Consider the following 15,304-nt stretch of genomic DNA (forward strand, 5'->3'; position numbering starts at 1 on the left):
TCGCATACCTCCGATTCCGGCGGGCAGGCACCGGGGCATGACCCGCGCGAATCCCCTCGATCCGGTCGCCCTGCTCGGCGCCGACCAGCAGCACATCGCCACCCGCGCGCAGCTGCGCCGGCTCGGGGTGCCCTCCGGCACCATCGCCCACCGGCTGCGGCCGGGCGGGCCCTGGCAGCAGGTGCTGCCCCGGGTGATCTGCCTGCAGAGCGGAAGACTGACGTTCCATCAGAGGATGCGGGCCGCCCTGGCGTACGCGACGCCGAAGGGACGCGAACCACGGACCGGGGAGGTGCTGCTGACCGGCCTGGCGGTCCTGGCCGAGGCCGGGCTGCCGAGCGCCGGCCACCCGTCCGACCTGAACGCGGTCGACATCCTGATCCCCGGCCAACGACGGGTCGGGGACCGGGAGTTCGTCCGGATCCACCGGGCATCCGGGGCGATGCCGGGCGGCTTCGAGCGCGCCGACGGACTGTGGAGCACCACGGTCGCCCGGGCCCTGGCGGACCTCGCGCCGAGGGAGACCGGGCAGCGCCGGTTCCGGGCGCTGTGCGCGGAGGCCGTCCAGCGGCGGCACTGCGAACTCGGCGAACTGCTCGACCAGTTGCTGTCCCGCCCGGGTGCGCTCGGGCTGCCCCAGGTGGCCGGGGTGGTGGAGGACCTGACGGTCGGGGTGCGGTCGGTGGTGGAGGGCGAGGCCCGCGAACTGCTGGCGCACGCCGGACTGCCGGACCCGCTGTGGAACCCGGTGCTCTTCCTGGACGGCCGCTTCCTCGCCGTCCCGGACGCCTACTGGCCGCACGCCTGCGTGGCCCTGGAGATCGACTCCCGCGCCTGGCACCTGCGCCCGGCCGAGCACGAACGGGGCCTGGCCCGCGCCAACCGCCTCACCGCCGCCGGCCTCCCGGTGGTGCGCACCACCCCGGCCCAGCTCCGCCGCGACCCGGCCCCGGTGCTCCACGAGCTGACCGCCCTGGTCACCACCGGCCCGCACGCACCGCACCCCCGGATCACCTGGCGGCGGGCGCGGTGAGGCGAGCCGACTGCGCGGTGAGGCGGGCCGCCGACGCGGTGCGGGCGGCCCGGCCGGCCCCGCTCAGCAGCGGGAGTCGATCTCCTGGAAGGTGGCGTAGTGGTCGGCGGACCAGTACTGCTCGCCGGAGTCGCCGGTCACCACCCGGCGGGTGCCGCGGTCGTTGGAGCCCGGGGTGACCACGGTGTACTCGTGGTAGTAGCTACCGGTCTTCTTGGGGAGGCGGCTCTCCCGGTTCTCGAAGACGATGCCGTCGCGGTTGTACGGGTAGGGCCCGCCCTTGGCGATCAGACCGAGGGTGTCCTGGGCCTGACTGGGGAGCTTGGTGCGGCAGACGTCGGCCATGGCCGGGTCGGTCGGGACCCAGGTGCCGGCCGGGGCGGGGGTGCTGCCGGCGCCCCCGGCGGGCGGGGTCGGCTTGGGGGCCGAGGGCTTGGGCGCCGCGGACCCGGACGTCGTGGCGCCGGCGGCGGCGCTCGCGGCGGCCTTGGGGTGGCTGCTCCCCTGGTTGGCGAGGAGGTACCCGGCCCCGGCCAGGAGCGCCAGGATCAGCACGGCCACGGCGACGAGCGGGTTTCTGCGGTTGGTCATGCGGTCCAGCTTGGCAGGCGGCCTGGCCGGGCCGGGCCAGCTACACACGTGGCCGCCGCCACACCGCGGGCGCGTCGGCCGGTGCGCCGGCCCGGGCACAGACGTACGGCCGGGCGGGAACGGACGCCGTTGTCCGTTCCCGCCCGGCCGTGTCACGTACGCCGGTTCTCCTGCGCCGAGCTCCGGTGTACGCCCTCCCGACGGGAGGGAGAGCGGTCAGTCGTACCCGCGCGTGCGGAGGGGATGCCTACCCTCCTCAGCGCGAGTCGCTGCCCGCCGTCTCGATGGCGGCGCGGCCGGCCTCCAGGCGCGCCACCGGGATCCGGAAGGGGGAGCAGGAGACGTAGTCCAGCCCCACCTCGTGGAAGAAGTGGACCGAGTCCGGGTCGCCGCCGTGCTCGCCGCAGACGCCGAGCTTGAGGTCGGGGCGGGTGGCCCGGCCGGCCTCGACGGCGTGCTTGACCAGCGAGCCGACGCCGTCGCGGTCGATGGTCTCGAACGGGGAGACCCCGAAGATGCCCTTCTCCAGGTAGGCGGTGAAGAACGAGGCCTCCACGTCGTCCCGGGAGAAGCCCCAGACCGTCTGGGTCAGGTCGTTGGTGCCGAAGGAGAAGAACTCGGCGGCCTCGGCGATCTGCCCGGCGGTCACCGCGGCGCGCGGCAGCTCGATCATGGTGCCGAGCTTGATGTCCAGCTGGACTCCGGTGGACCGGGCGACCTCGGCGAGCACCCGCTCGCACTCGTCGCGGACCAGCTCCAGCTCCTGGACGGTGCCGACCAGCGGGATCATCACCTCGGGGCGCGGGTCCGCCCCGGCCAGCTTGCGCTCGGCGGCGGCCTCGGCGATGGCGCGGACCTGCATGCCGAACAGGCCGGGGATGACCAGGCCGAGGCGCACACCGCGCAGGCCGAGCATCGGGTTCTGCTCGTGCAGCTTGTGCACCGCCTGGAGCAGGCGCAGGTCGTTCTCGTTCGGGTCCTTGCGGGCCTCGGCGAGGGCGACGCGCACCGACAGCTCGGTGATGTCGGGCAGGAACTCGTGCAGCGGCGGGTCGAGCAGGCGGACGGTGACGGGCAGGCCGTCCATCGCCTGGAAGAGCTCCAGGAAGTCGCCCTTCTGCAGCGGCAGCAGGGTGGAGAGCGCGGCCTCGCGGTCCTTGTCGTTGTCCGCCAGGATCAGGTGCTCGACCTCCTTGCGGCGCTCCTCGCCGAGGAACATGTGCTCGGTGCGGCACAGGCCGATGCCCTGGGCGCCGTAGCGGCGGGCGCGCGAGCCGTCCTCGGCGTTGTCGGCGTTGGCGCGCACCGCGAGGCGGCGGCGGCCGTCGGCGTGGGACATCAGCCGGTGCACGGCCTGGACCAGACCGCCCTGGACGTCGGCGCCGGCGTGCAGGGTGCCCTCGAAGTACTCCACCACCGCGGAGGGGAGCACGGGTACCTCGCCGAGGTAGACCTTGCCGGTCGCGCCGTCGATCGAGACGACGTCGCCCTCCTCCAGCACCAGGCCGTCGGCGGTGGTCATCCGGCGGCGCTTGGTGTCGACCTCCAGCTCCTCGGCGCCGCAGACACAGGTCTTGCCCATGCCGCGGGCGACGACGGCGGCGTGCGAGGTCTTGCCGCCGCGCGAGGTGAGGATGCCCTCGGCGGCGATCATGCCGTCCAGGTCGTCCGGGTTGGTCTCGCGGCGGACCAGGATGACCTTCTCGCCGGAGCGGGACCACTTGACGGCGGTGTACGAGTCGAAGACGACCTTGCCGATCGCGGCGCCGGGCGAGGCGGCCAGGCCCCTGGCGATCTGCTGCGACTCGGAGTCGGGGGCGAAGCGGGGGAACATCAGCTGCGAGAGCTGGCCGCCGGTGACCCGCATCAGGGCCTCGTCCAGGTCGATCAGGCCCTGGTCGACGAGCTGGACGGCGATCCGGAAGGCGGCCGCGGCGGTGCGCTTGCCCACGCGGGTCTGCAGCATCCAGAGCTTGCCGCGCTCGATGGTGAACTCGATGTCGCAGAGGTCGCGGTAGTGGTTCTCGAGCTTCTGCATGATCGCCATCAGCTCGTCGTACGACTTCTTGTCGAGCTTCTCCAGCTCGGAGAGCGGCAGGGTGTTGCGGATGCCGGCGACGACGTCCTCGCCCTGGGCGTTGGACAGGTAGTCGCCGTAGACGCCCTGGGTGCCGGTGGAGGGGTCGCGGGTGAAGGCGACGCCGGTGCCGGAGTCCTCGCCGAGGTTGCCGAAGACCATGCTGCAGACGTTGACCGCGGTGCCCAGGTCGTTCGGGATGCGCTCCTGGCGGCGGTACAGCCGGGCGCGGTCGCCGTTCCAGGAGTGGAAGACGGCGTGGATCGCGAGGTCCATCTGCTCGCGCGGGTCCTGCGGGAAGGCCCGGCCGGTCTCGCGCTCGACGATGCCCTTGAACACCTCGACCAGGCCCCGGAGGTCGGCGGCGTCCAGGTCCAGGTCGTTGACGGTGCCCTTGGCGTGCTTGGCCTCGTCCAGGGCCTCCTCGAACAGCTCGCCGTCGACGCCCAGCACGGTCTTGCCGAACATCTGGACCAGGCGGCGGTAGGAGTCCCAGGCGAAGCGCTCGTTGCCGGACTGGGCGACGAGGCCGGCCACCGAGACGTCGGAGAGGCCGATGTTGAGGACGGTGTCCATCATGCCGGGCATGGAGAACTTCGCGCCGGAGCGCACCGAGACCAGGAGGGGGTTGTCGGCCTGGCCGAGCGTCTTGCCCATCCGCTCTTCGAGGGCGTCCAGGTGGGCGCTGATCTCCTCGTGCAGGGAGGACGGCTCGCTGCCGGTCTCCAGGAAGACCTTGCAGGCCTCGGTGGTGATGGTGAACCCCGGAGGGACGGGGAGGCCCAGGTTGGTCATCTCGGCCAGGTTCGCGCCCTTGCCGCCGAGAAGGTCCTTGAGGTCCTTGTTTCCTTCGGTGAAGGAGTAAACAAACTTCTGCTGGGACGGCACGGGTCGGTCTCCTCGTACGCGGTTGCCCTGACGCCGGAGAACATACCCATTTCGAAGGCACTTCTCTGCCCTGAATAGGCCACCCGAGGCTGGTACCCAGCGGTAACCCGCTAGATCGAAAGCACATAAAGGCGTTCACCTCTGTTGGTGAAATCGTCCGCCTGACGCGAGCAAGCGTTCAATTCTTGAACGTAAGCAAACCCGAAGATCGTACGATCCGGACGCACGGTAGCGGCCGCGGGTCGATGGCGTTGCCCCGGCTTGATTTCCTGCACCCGGATCGCCCGATCACCGGCCGACCGACTTCGGGAAGCGATTCACAGCCGACCTGTCCATTTCGTCCACTGACCGGTCGTCAGCCCCCACCGCATGTGGCAAGCGTCACGAGCGCATCTCACGGGTCGAACGTAGAGCGACTCCGCCGATCGTCGCACACCGTCCAGAAATGTGCTCTCTCCGTGACATTCGGACGACGAAAAGGAGCCCTCTTGTCCAGGATGGACAAGAGGGCTGGGACCTAGTGGCAGTCGGCCCCATCGGGCCATTTTTGCCGGTCCGTACAGATCATCCGCCAGAGGTGTCCGATTCGGCGTCAACACCCGGTCGGGCGCAGTCATACGGATCGTCCAACCAGCCCTCCGGCAGGACCACCCGGTTGTTGCCGCTGGTCCGTCCGCGCGGGCCGTCCGCACCGTCCGGCCAGCCCTGGGACTGCTCCACCCGGGAGAGGGTTTCGGCCAGTTCGGCCAAGGAGGAGGAGCCGGCCAGCTTCACCCGCAGCTCGGAGCCGACCGAGAAGCCCTTGGTGTACCAGGCGACGTGCTTGCGGAAGTCGGTCACGCCGCGCGCCTCGTCGCCCAGCCATTCGCCGAGCAGCTGCGCGTGCCGCACCATCGCCTCGGCCACGTAGCCGAAGTCGGGGCGGGCGTAGTCCACGTCGCCCTCGAAGATCGCGACCAGGTCCCTGAACAGCCACGGCCGGCCCAGGCAGCCGCGGCCCACCACCACGCCGTCGCAGCCGGTCTCGCGCATCATCCGCAGCGCGTCGTCGGCCGACCAGATGTCCCCGTTGCCCAGCACCGGGATGTGCGCCGGGACGGACTCGCGCAGCCTGGCGATCGCCGACCAGTCGGCCGTCCCGCCGTAGTGCTGGGCGGCGGTGCGCCCGTGCAGGGCGATCGCCGCCACGCCCTCCTCGGCGCCGATCCGGCCGGCGTCCAGGTAGGTGAGGTGGTCGTCGTCGATGCCCTTGCGCATCTTCATGGTCACCGGCAGGTCGCCCGCGTTGGCGACGGCCTCGCGCAGGATCTCGCGCAGCAGGTTGCGCTTGTACGGCAGCGCCGAGCCGCCGCCCTTGCGGGTGACCTTGGGGACGGGGCAGCCGAAGTTGAGGTCGATGTGGTCCGCCAGGCCCTCGTCGGAGATCATCCGGGCGGCCTTGCCGACGGTCACCGGATCCACCCCGTACAGCTGGATGGAGCGCGGCTTCTCGCTCGGGTCGAACTTGATCAGCTGCATGGTCTTGGCGTTGCGCTCGACCAGCGCCCGGGTGGTGATCATCTCCGAGACGTACAGGCCCCGGCCGCCGCTCTGCTCACGGCACAGGGTGCGGAACGGCGCGTTGGTGATGCCGGCCATCGGCGCCAGCACGACGGGCGGCCACACCCGGATCGGGCCGATGTCGAGCGGCGCGAACTCGGTGTCGGACGCGGTGGGTGCGGGCGTGGCTGTCATGCGCGGCTGACCTCGGGTGATGGGGACGGGACTCTCCATTGTCCCCCACCCGTCCGCCGCCCGGGTGAGCGGCCGCCGCCCGCTCCGAGGCGCTCCCGCTACGGAGCCGACGGCGGCACCGACGGCACCGCGGACTGCGCGGGCTCCGCCGGGTCCGCGGACTCCGGCGGCTCCAGCGGCTCCGAACTCGCCGGGACGACGGTGATCGACCCGGAGGTGACCGCGGCGTGCAGCCGGTTCGGACTCGCGGAGTCCACCAGCCCCGTGTCGATCCGGCCGTTGCCGCTGCCGATCTCGCTGGAGACGGCGTACCGGCTGCCCCTCGGCAGGGTCAGCTCCACCGAACCGGAGGTGGCCGTGGCGTCCACCTCGCGCGGGGCCTTCGCGAAGCCCAGCTGCACCGAGCCCGAGCCGACCTGCGCCGTCACCCGCCGCGTGCTCAGGTTGGTGCCCCGCACCTGACCGGAGGTGGCGTGCACGGACACGTTCCCGGAGGTGTCGGACAGCAGCAGCTGGCCGGAGGTCAGCTCCATCCGCACGTCCCCGCTCAGGCCCTCCACCAGGACGGAGCCGGAGCCCACCGAGCCGGACACCTCGGTCGCGGCCGGCACCTCCAGCTCGATCTCGGCGCCGCAGCCGACGTCCACGAACGGCAGGGCCAGCCGACAGCTCATCCCGACCGTCAGCACGCCGCCGTCGAAGACGGTGGACACCACCGGTTTGCGCACCAGCCAGTCAAAGCTCTGCCGGACCACCACGTGGCCCTCCCGGCCGGCCCGCACCTTGACCGAGGCGCTGCCGGTCTCCAACTGGAGCCGGTGGATCGCCACGTCGTACGGCCGGCTGGTGCTGGTCCGCTGCTGCACCGCCATCGACCAGGTCTGCAGTCCGGCCCCCAGCATGACCAGCACGATCACGACCGTGCCGGCGACCCGCCAGCCCTTCGCCCCCTTCACCGCTACCCGACCTCCAGGAAGCGCAGCACCGCCATCACCCGGCGGTGGCTGTCCGCGACCGGCGGCAGGTCGAGCTTGGTGAAGATCGAGTTGATGTGCTTGGCCACCGCGCTGTCGCTGACCACCAGCGAGCCCGCGATCGCGGCGTTGGAACGGCCCTCCGCCATCAGGGCGAGCACGTCGCGCTCGCGCGGGGTCAGCTTCTCCAGCGGGTCCCGGTGGCGGCGCACCAGCAGCTGGGCGACCACCTCCGGGTCCAGCGCGGTGCCGCCCTCGGCGACCCGCTGGAGCGCGTCCACGAAGTCGTCGACATTGGCCACCCGCTGCTTGAGCAGGTAACCGACGCCGCTGGTGTTGGTCGCCAGCAGGTCCGCGGCGTAGCGCTCCTCCACGAACTGGGAGAGCAGCAGGACGGCGGTGTCCGGCCACTGCCGGCGGATCACCATCGCCGCCTTCACCCCCTCGTCGCTGAAGCCCGGGGGCATCCGGACGTCGGCCACCACCACCTTCGGGCGGTGCTCCTCGACGGCGGCCAGCAGTTCGGTGGCGTCCCCGACGGCGGCCACGACCTCGAAGCCCACCGCCTCCAGGACCTTGACCAGGCCGACCCTCAGCAGGACCGAGTCCTCGGCGATCACAGCACGCACGGCAACTCCACGGTGATGGTGGTGGGGCCCCCGAGGGGGCTGAGAACGGACAGCGTGCCGTCGACCGAGGCGGCGCGCTTGCGCAGACCGGTGAGCCCGGTGCCGCGCGAGGGGTCCGCGCCGCCGACGCCGTCGTCGCTGATGACCAGCCGCAGCCGGCCGCCGGCCGTCCGCACCGAGAGGTCGACCCGGTGGGCCCTGGCGTGCTTGGCCACGTTGGTGAGCGCCTCGGAGACGGTGAAGTAGGCGACCGCCTCGACGGTCGGGGCGACCTGCTCGGAGAGAGCCACGTCCAGGCGCACCGGCAGCGGGGCGCGGGCGGCGATGCCGGACAGCGCCGCGTCCAGGCCGCGGTCCTCCAGGACGGCCGGGTGCAGGCCGCGAACCAGGTCGCGCAGCTCGTCGATGGCCGCCTGGGCCTCCTCGTGCGCGTCGACGATCACCTGCATCACCTCGGGCGGCACGTCCTTGAGGGTGCGCCGGGCCAGGCCCAGGTTCATCGCGAGGGAGGTGAGCCGCTGCTGGGCGCCGTCGTGCAGGTCCCGCTCGATCCGGCGGCGCTCGGCGTCCACCGCGTCGACCAGCCCGGCCCGGCTCTCGGCGATCTCCTCGACCCGCCGCTCCAGCGCCTCCGCCCGGTCCGGGCCGAGCAGCCGCCGGGCCACCCACACCTCCAGCCGGGCCAGCTGGGTGCCCGCCGGCGGGAGGACCGCCAGCAGCAGCAACCCGCCGAGGGTGAGCAGGACGTCCTCCCCGGCCACGCCGGAGCGCACCGCGGTGTCCGCGGGCAGCAGCCACATCCAGCCGTACACGGTGGCCAGCACCACAGCGGCCGCCCAGGCGTACAGCACCGCCAACGCGCCCGCCGCCAACAGCGGGCCGGCCACCAGGTGGTGGAGGACCTGGCGCCAGGTCATCCCCAGCAGCCAGGCCCGACGCCCCGTCGGCGGGCGCAGCGGCGGCACCTCCACCCCGTGCAGGGCGCGCAGCCGGCCGCGTTGGAGGGCGGTCAGCGGGCGGGCGCAGAGCAGGACGGCGGCGAGCACCGGGAAGAGCAGCTTCGACTCGGTGACGGCCAGCCAGACCGGCAGCGCCATGGGTATTCCGGCGGCGGTGAAGCGGACGTCCCGCCAGACCTCGGGCGACCACGGTGGGCGCCGGAGGCTCCTGACGAGCGCTCGGCGCAACGTGGTGGAGGACATGCCGAACAGCGTAGGGCCCGGTGATCACGGGCCACCATGAAGGGGGGTTCCGGGTGAGGGGTGTAGCTGGATACACCCCCGATTCGGTGTGGAGCACCACCGACAGGACCGGGGTCCCGACGGAAAGCTTGAGGGCATGACGAGCACCGCATCGCACTCCGCCACTGCGCCGAACGGGCGGCCCGGCCCCGGAGGTTCCGGAGCCCCGGAGGGGGCGCTGCCGGCCGGGGCCGGGCCCTGGTCGGTCCGCAGCGCCGGGTCCGGCCGCGGCCGGGCCGCGCTGGAGCTGTACCAGTACGGGGAGTTGACCGACGTCCTGGTCGCCGCCCGGCTCACCCCGCACCTGCTGCGCGGGGCCCGGCACTGCCCGTCCACCGGGCGGAACCGGCACGTGCTGGCCTGGGGCCGGCTGGCGGCCGACGGCGTCGCGCCCGCGGTGGTGTTCACCGGACGGCGGCCGTTCCGCCGGGCGCGGTCGACGGCCGAGGTGGCCGTGGTCGCCGACCGGTTCTGGATCGCCTGGGCCGAGGGCCCGTTCGACGCGGTGCGGGTCGAGCACGCGGCGGGCGGGACGGCCGAACGGCTGCCGCTGGAGCGGGTGCGGAGCGTCGCATGAGCACCGCCGTCCTCTCCGTCCGCCCCGCCTCCTCGTACGCCCCGCCCGCGCGCCTCGGCCGGCTCCCGGTCATGGCCGCGGTCGCGCTGCTGCCCTGGCTGGCGGTCCTCGCCGTCTGCCACGAGACCCCCTGGGTCGTGCTCGACCTCACCGAGTTCGCCGCCCTGCTCTCGCTGGACGCGCTGCTGCGCCGGCGCAGCCCCGCCGCGCTCTGGGCCGGCGCGGCGGTGGCCCTGCTGCTCGCCGGGGACGCCCTGGCCGACATCGCCTGCGCCGGGCCGGGCCTCCCGGTGCTCGCCGCGCTGGTCATGGCCTCCTGCATCGAACTGCCGCTCGCCGTGGTGTGCCTGTGGCTCGGCCGGGACGCGGCGCTGCGGACCGCTTAGGACGTCGGCAGCTCTTCCATCAGCGCGCGGGTCTCGTCGTCCAGCGGGGTGTACGTGATCATCCGTGTCCCCAGCTGCGGACTGAGCCAGAAGTTGGTGTACTCGCAGCGCAGCAGCCCGACGCCCGGCACCTGGAACCGCTTGATCCCGTTGCCCGGCCGCATCACGTCGTGCCGCTGCCAGAGCTCCGCGAAGTCCGGCGAGGCCTTGAGCACCCGGGCCACCAGCGCCTTCCAGGCCGGCTCCGAGCTGTGGTCGGCCATCGCCGAGCGGAACCGGGCCACCATGCCGAGGCGCTCGGTGCGGTAGTCGATCAGCACCTCGCGGAACTGCGAGGGCGTGAACGCCATCCACATCAGGTTCCGGTCCTCCGGGGCCAGCCGCCCGAGGTCACCGACGATCGCGGTGTACTGGGCGTTGTGCGCCAGCACGTCGTAGCGGGAGTTGAGCACCACCGCCGGGTACGGCGCCAGCCGCTCCAGCAGCAGCCGCACGCTCGGGGTCACCGAGGGGCACTCCCGCACCGGCACCGGGTCGTCCGTGCCGGCCAGGGTGAACAGGTGGGCGCGCTCGCTCGGGTCCAGCAGCAGCGCCCGGGCCACCGAGTCCAGCACCTGGGCGGACACCTGGATGTCCCGCCCCTGCTCCAACCACGTGTACCAGGTCACCCCGACCGCGGCGAGCTGCGCGACCTCCTCCCGGCGCAGCCCCGGCGTCCGGCGGCGCCCGGTCATCGGCAGGCCCACCTGCTCGGGCGTCAGGCGCTCGCGGCGGCTGCGCAGGAACGCGGCCAGCTCGTGCCGGCGGGCTTCGTCGGGAGTGGCCGGGCGCGGACCGGCCGAACCGGTGCGGGCTTGCGCGGGAGGTGTGGCGAGGCTCATGCTCCCCAGCATGCGACAGCCGTCAGCCTGTTGCCAGGTACTTCTTATACCCGGATAACCACACTCTGGTACCAGGGTACGACCCGGCGGATCGTAGGACCCGTGACCCGACAACTCGCCGCCGCCCCCGCATCGAACCGCACCGCCGCCACCCCCGCCGCCGCGGCCGCCCGCACCTCCGCCCCGGGACCCACCGGCCCCGCCACCGCTCCCACCGGCCCCGCCACCACCCTCGGCACCGCCGGACTGGTCACCGTCCTGCTCGGCGCCTTCCTGCCGATGCTCGACTTCTTCATCGTCAACGTCGCCCTGCCCACCATCGACCACGACCTGGCCGCCGGGCCCGCCGTCCTCGAACTGGTCGCCGCCGGCTACGGCATCGCCTTCGCCGTGCTGCTCGTCCTCGGCGGACGCCTCGGCGACAACTACGGCCGCCGCCGGCTCTTCGTCGTCGGCGCCGTCGCCTTCGCCCTCACCTCACTGGCCTGCGGCCTCGCCCCCGGCGCGTGGTCCCTGGTCGCCGCCCGGGCCGCCCAGGGCGCCTCGGCCGCACTGCTGATCCCGCAGGTGCTCGGCACCATCACCGCCGCCACCGAGGGCGCCCGGCGCGGCCGCGCGCTCAGCGTCTACGGCGCGGTCGGCGGGATCTCGGTGGTGATCGGGCAGGTGCTCGGCGGCATGCTGGTCGCCGCCGACCTGTTCGGCACCGGCTGGCGCTCGGTGTTCCTGCTGAACGTGCCGTTCGCCCTGCTCGCCGTGGTGCTCGCGGTCCGCTACGTCCCGGAGAACAGGGCCGCCACGGCCGCCCGGGTCGACGTCCCCGGCACCGTGCTGCTCACCGCCACGCTGCTCTCCCTGCTCATCCCGCTGATGGAGGGCCGCGCCGCCGGCTGGCCGCTCTGGTCCTGGGTGCTGCTGGCCCTGTTCCCCGTCCTCGCCGTCGCCTTCGGCACCGTCGAACGCCGCGCCGAGCGGCGCGGGGACACCCCGCTGGTGCCGCCGTCCCTGCTGCGCATCCCGGAGATGCGACGCGGCCTCGGCATCGCGCTCCCCTACTTCGCGGGCTTCGGCGGCTTCATGTTCGTCATCGCGGTCGCCCTCCAGCAGGGCCTCGGGCTCGGCCCGGTCGCGGCCGGCTGGGCGCTCGTCCCGATGGCCGTCGGCTACTTCTGCGCCTCGCTGGCCGGCCCGCGGCTGATCGGCCGCTGGGGCAGCCGGGTGCTCAGCGCCGGCGCCGTCGTCCAGGCCACCGGCCTCGCCACCCTCGCCCTGACCGTCCTGGCCGACTGGTCGCACTTCTCCCCGCTGCGGATGGCCCCGGGCGTCGCCCTCGCCGGCATCGGGCAGGGCCTGATCGGCACCCCGCTGTTCCGGGTCGTCCTCTCCAAGGTGCCCGCAGCCCGGGCCGGCGTCGGCAGCGGCGTCCTCGCCACCGGGCAGCAGTCCAGCCTCGCCCTCGGCGTCGCCACCCTCGGCACCCTCTACCTCTCCCTCTCCCCCGTCCTCGGCATGGGCCGCGCCCTCGCCCTGTGCCTGGGCATCCAGCTCCTCGGCTCCTTCACCATCCTCCATCTGACCACCCGTCTCCCCCGCTCCATCGGCTGAACCCCGGCCCGCGGGGCCGCCAGGGCCACGGCGACGGCGACGGCCCCGCGACCGGTACGAACGGTCGCGGGGCCGTCGGCGCCCCCGGGGCCGGTTCAGCCCCGGAGTGCGTCGAGCCAGCGGCCGAACAGGGTGCGGACGGCCTCGGCGGCCTCGACCTGGGGGTTGTGGCCGACACCGTCGAGGACGGCGGCGGCCATCCGCGGGTAGTGGTCGAGCAGGGCGAGCTGATCGCGCCAGCCGACCAGGGCGTCCTGGCGGGTGGTGACCAGCAGGTGGTGGCCGCGGTGCTGCGGAGCCCGGTGCTCGGGCCGGTGCGGCAGCAGGAAGTCGGCTTCGAGCTCGGCGGCGGCCGCCCGGTCGTGCGCCTCCCAGCCCGGCCGGACGTACCGCGCGAAGAGCCCCCAACTCGCCTCGGTGTGACGGGCCATGACGTACCGGAACAGCTCGCGGTCGGCGGCCGGGATGCGGGCGAGGAGCTCGTCGTCGCGTTCGACCACGGACTCCTCGGGCAGGGCGCGGTCGGCACCCCAGCGCACCACCGGCACCAGCAGCGCCGAGCCCAGCACCTGTTCGCCGAACCGCGCGGTCACCGCCCGGGCCAGCTGGCCGCCGAAGGACTGCCCGACCACGGCGAAGGGCTGTCGGCCGACCTGCTCCTCGATCCACCCGGAGACGGCCTCGGCCAGGGCGCCCGCCGAGGCCCGGCCCGGCAGCCGGGGGCTGGCGCCGTGGCCGGGAAGGTCGAGGTAGAGGCGGCGCCAGCCGGGACGGTCGGCGAAGGCGGGTTCGAGCGGGAGCAGCACGCGGTGGTCGACGGTGTAGCCGTGGATCAGGACGATCGGGGTGCCGTCACCGAAGGCGGTGTGGTGGAGCGGGGATTCGGTCATGGCGACAGGGTCCGACCATGACATCGGTGGCAAGGTCAAGCGGCGGCGTCCGGCCGGCAGGTCGGTGAGTCGGCCGGTGGGTCGGCCGTCGGCCGGAGAGTCGGCAGGTCGGTCAACCCGTCGGCCGGTCGGTCAGGACAGGCTCCTGACCACGTCCAGGTACTCCCGGATGGCGTCCCGGTTGCGCGTCAGGCACAGGATCCGGCGGGTCATCCGGTCGGTCTCGGACGCCAGGGTTTCGAGCATCTCCGGTGTGGCGTCGGCGAAGTGGATCGTCCGCGGGGTGTCCAGGCAGGGCAGGATCTGCTTGATGATCCGGGTCGGCAGCCCCGCGTCCAGCAGCCCGCGGATCTGCAGCACCCGCTCCACGAGGTACTCGTCGTACGCGCGGTAGCCGTTCGCCTCCCGGCGCGGCGTGATCAGCCCCTGCTGCTCGTAGTAGCGCAGCAGCCGCGGAGTGGTCTCCGCCCGCCGGGCGAGTTCACCGATGCGCATGTGTGACCACCCTCACCCCGGGCCGGTTCCGTCCCGACTGGACCTTGACACGAATGTCAACGATAGACGATCGGGCCCATGCCCACTCCTGAACTCCGCACCCCCGAACGGCCGGCGGCCCCCGCGCCGAGGCTGCCCTGGCCCGCGCTGCTGGCCATGAGCGCCGGCGGTTTCGTCACGATCATGACCGAGGCCCTGCCCGCCGGAGTGCTGCCCGCGATGAGCGCCGACCTCGGCGTCGGCCAGTCCGCCGCAGGGCAGTCCGTCACGCTCTACGCGGTCGGCTCCATCGCGGCCGCCGTCCCACTGACCGCCGTCACCGGACGACTGCCGCGCAAGCGGCTGCTGCTGCTCGCCGTCGGCGGCTTCGCCGCGGCCAACGCGGTCACCGCCGTCTCGCCGAGCTACCCGCTCACCATGGCCGCCCGGTTCGCGGCCGGCCTGGTCGCCGGGCTGCTCTGGGCGCTGCTGGCCGGGTACGCCCGGGGCATCGTCGCACCGGAGCAGCGCGGACGGGCGATGGCCGTCGCCATGACCGGCTCGACGGTCGCCCTGTCGGTGGGCGTGCCCGCCGGCACCCTGCTCGCCGATCTGGTGGGCTGGCGGGCCACCTTCGGGCTGATGAGCGTCACAGCCGCGGCACTGACCGGCTGGATGCTGCTCGTGCTCCCGCCGCTGCCCGGCCGGGCCGACCAGGTCCGCGTCCCCGTCCGGCGGGTGCTGCGGACGCCGGGCGTGGCCGCCGTCCTGACCGTCACGGCGACCTTCGTCCTCGCCCACAACGTCCTCTACACGTACGTCGCCGCGCTGCTCGCGCCGCTGGGGCTCGACGGCCGGACGGACACCGTCCTGCTCGTCATCGGACTGTCCTCGCTGGTGAGCACCCTCGGCACCGGCGTCCTGATCGACCGGTACCTGCGCCCCCTGACCGTCGCCGCCTCCGTCCTCCTCGCCCTCGCGGCCCTGCTCCTCGCCGCCGCCCTGCTCGGCCCGACCGCCTGGCCCGCCTACGCCGCCGCCGCGCTGTGGGGCCTCGGCTTCGGCGGCGTCGCCACCCTCCTCCAGACCGCCGTCGCCGACGCGGCCGGCCCGGCCGGGGACCTCGCCCAATCGCTGCTCGTCACCTGCTGGAACCTCGGCATCGCCGCCGGCGGCCTGGCCGGCGGCCTCCTTCTCGACCACGTCGGCCCGACCGCCCTGCCCTGGTCCGCCCTCGCCCTCCTGGCCGCTTCCCTGGCCACCACCCTCGGCGGGCGGCGACACGGGTTCCCGGGGCAGAGGTGACCGCTCCCCCGCGTGAACT

General features: G+C 73.5%; 14 protein-coding genes. 5 read left to right on the top strand and 9 right to left on the bottom strand.

From position 1 onward, the window contains the following. Positions 1 to 37: 37 nt before the first annotated feature. Positions 38 to 1,033: a hypothetical protein gene (locus ACFVUY_RS13185; RefSeq protein ID WP_387693792.1), complete on the top strand. Its 996-nt coding sequence runs from the start codon at positions 38 to 40 to the stop codon at positions 1,031 to 1,033. Positions 1,034 to 1,096: 63 nt separating this feature from the next. Here the strand turns inward: ACFVUY_RS13185 and ACFVUY_RS13190 are convergent, their stop codons facing one another. The 6 genes from ACFVUY_RS13190 to ACFVUY_RS13215 form a co-directional block, all read right to left on the bottom strand. Then, on the bottom strand, positions 1,097 to 1,624 hold the full coding sequence (locus ACFVUY_RS13190; RefSeq protein WP_387729667.1) for a ribonuclease: 528 nt from the start codon (positions 1,622 to 1,624) through the stop codon (positions 1,097 to 1,099). A gap of 256 nt (positions 1,625 to 1,880) precedes the next feature. Next, positions 1,881 to 4,589: a pyruvate, phosphate dikinase gene (ppdK, locus tag ACFVUY_RS13195; RefSeq protein ID WP_387729669.1), complete on the bottom strand. Its 2,709-nt coding sequence runs from the start codon at positions 4,587 to 4,589 to the stop codon at positions 1,881 to 1,883. Positions 4,590 to 5,153: 564 nt separating this feature from the next. Further along, on the bottom strand, positions 5,154 to 6,323 hold the full coding sequence (gene dusB, locus ACFVUY_RS13200) for a tRNA dihydrouridine synthase DusB (protein WP_387729672.1): 1,170 nt from the start codon (positions 6,321 to 6,323) through the stop codon (positions 5,154 to 5,156). Between the two features lie 98 nt (positions 6,324 to 6,421). Continuing rightward, positions 6,422 to 7,279, bottom strand: a complete 858-nt coding sequence (locus ACFVUY_RS13205; protein ID WP_387729674.1) for a DUF4097 family beta strand repeat-containing protein — start codon at positions 7,277 to 7,279, stop codon at positions 6,422 to 6,424. Between the two features lie 2 nt (positions 7,280 to 7,281). Then, positions 7,282 to 7,926, bottom strand: coding sequence for a response regulator transcription factor (locus tag ACFVUY_RS13210; protein ID WP_359902950.1), 645 nt, complete (start codon positions 7,924 to 7,926; stop codon positions 7,282 to 7,284). Further along, positions 7,914 to 9,128 (bottom strand): histidine kinase, encoded by a 1,215-nt coding sequence (locus ACFVUY_RS13215; RefSeq protein ID WP_387729676.1) that lies wholly within the window; start codon positions 9,126 to 9,128, stop codon positions 7,914 to 7,916. The genes ACFVUY_RS13210 and ACFVUY_RS13215 overlap by 13 nt, the downstream gene beginning before the upstream one ends. 136 nt (positions 9,129 to 9,264) lie before the next feature. On the opposite strand from ACFVUY_RS13215, the gene ACFVUY_RS13220 reads away from it, so the two are divergent. Beyond that, entirely contained in the window at positions 9,265 to 9,744 is a 480-nt protein-coding gene (locus ACFVUY_RS13220) for a hypothetical protein (RefSeq protein WP_387693787.1), read from the top strand. After that, positions 9,741 to 10,130: a hypothetical protein gene (locus tag ACFVUY_RS13225; protein WP_387729679.1), complete on the top strand. Its 390-nt coding sequence runs from the start codon at positions 9,741 to 9,743 to the stop codon at positions 10,128 to 10,130. Before ACFVUY_RS13220 ends, ACFVUY_RS13225 begins: the two co-directional genes overlap by 4 nt. Here ACFVUY_RS13225 and ACFVUY_RS13230 read toward each other — a convergent pair. Further along, the gene (locus ACFVUY_RS13230) at positions 10,127 to 11,011 is read right to left on the bottom strand and encodes a helix-turn-helix transcriptional regulator (RefSeq protein WP_387693785.1); all 885 of its coding nucleotides are present in this window, start codon (positions 11,009 to 11,011) and stop codon (positions 10,127 to 10,129) included. The two genes, ACFVUY_RS13225 and ACFVUY_RS13230, sit on opposite strands and share 4 nt — an antisense overlap. A 102-nt stretch (positions 11,012 to 11,113) precedes the next feature. Between ACFVUY_RS13230 and ACFVUY_RS13235 the strand changes: the two genes are divergently transcribed. Beyond that, positions 11,114 to 12,616 (top strand): MFS transporter, encoded by a 1,503-nt coding sequence (locus tag ACFVUY_RS13235; RefSeq protein ID WP_387693784.1) that lies wholly within the window; start codon positions 11,114 to 11,116, stop codon positions 12,614 to 12,616. 95 nt (positions 12,617 to 12,711) lie between these two features. Here ACFVUY_RS13235 and ACFVUY_RS13240 read toward each other — a convergent pair whose 3' ends face one another. Together ACFVUY_RS13240 and ACFVUY_RS13245 are read right to left on the bottom strand one after the other, a co-directional pair. Next, positions 12,712 to 13,506, bottom strand: coding sequence for an alpha/beta fold hydrolase (locus tag ACFVUY_RS13240; protein WP_387729682.1), 795 nt, complete (start codon positions 13,504 to 13,506; stop codon positions 12,712 to 12,714). A 132-nt stretch (positions 13,507 to 13,638) separates the two neighbouring features. Then, complete coding sequence (locus ACFVUY_RS13245; protein WP_387693782.1) at positions 13,639 to 14,001, bottom strand: MerR family transcriptional regulator; 363 nt, start codon at positions 13,999 to 14,001, stop codon at positions 13,639 to 13,641. 78 nt (positions 14,002 to 14,079) lie between these two features. On the opposite strand from ACFVUY_RS13245, the gene ACFVUY_RS13250 reads away from it, so the two are divergent. After that, positions 14,080 to 15,285, top strand: a complete 1,206-nt coding sequence (locus ACFVUY_RS13250; protein WP_387729685.1) for an MFS transporter — start codon at positions 14,080 to 14,082, stop codon at positions 15,283 to 15,285. Positions 15,286 to 15,304: the final 19 nt, after the last annotated feature.

It is taken from the genome of Kitasatospora sp. NPDC058063 (genome assembly GCF_042885395.1).
GTDB lineage: Bacteria > Actinomycetota > Actinomycetes > Streptomycetales > Streptomycetaceae > Kitasatospora > Kitasatospora lactacystinica.

What these genes read in the sequence shown, in the direction of transcription:
- ACFVUY_RS13230 (WP_387693785.1), bottom strand. Translation starts at nt 11,011, where the DNA reads ATGAGCCTCGCCACACCTCCCGCGCAAGCCCGCACCGGTTCGGCCGGT.
- ACFVUY_RS13215 (WP_387729676.1), bottom strand. Translation starts at nt 9,128, where the DNA reads ATGTCCTCCACCACGTTGCGCCGAGCGCTCGTCAGGAGCCTCCGGCGC.
- ACFVUY_RS13185 (WP_387693792.1), top strand. Translation starts at nt 38, where the DNA reads ATGACCCGCGCGAATCCCCTCGATCCGGTCGCCCTGCTCGGCGCCGAC.
- ACFVUY_RS13220 (WP_387693787.1), top strand. Translation starts at nt 9,265, where the DNA reads ATGACGAGCACCGCATCGCACTCCGCCACTGCGCCGAACGGGCGGCCC.
- ACFVUY_RS13225 (WP_387729679.1), top strand. Translation starts at nt 9,741, where the DNA reads ATGAGCACCGCCGTCCTCTCCGTCCGCCCCGCCTCCTCGTACGCCCCG.
- ACFVUY_RS13240 (WP_387729682.1), bottom strand. Translation starts at nt 13,506, where the DNA reads ATGACCGAATCCCCGCTCCACCACACCGCCTTCGGTGACGGCACCCCG.
- ACFVUY_RS13250 (WP_387729685.1), top strand. Translation starts at nt 14,080, where the DNA reads ATGCCCACTCCTGAACTCCGCACCCCCGAACGGCCGGCGGCCCCCGCG.
- dusB (WP_387729672.1), bottom strand. Translation starts at nt 6,323, where the DNA reads ATGACAGCCACGCCCGCACCCACCGCGTCCGACACCGAGTTCGCGCCG.
- ACFVUY_RS13190 (WP_387729667.1), bottom strand. Translation starts at nt 1,624, where the DNA reads ATGACCAACCGCAGAAACCCGCTCGTCGCCGTGGCCGTGCTGATCCTG.
- ACFVUY_RS13245 (WP_387693782.1), bottom strand. Translation starts at nt 14,001, where the DNA reads ATGCGCATCGGTGAACTCGCCCGGCGGGCGGAGACCACTCCGCGGCTG.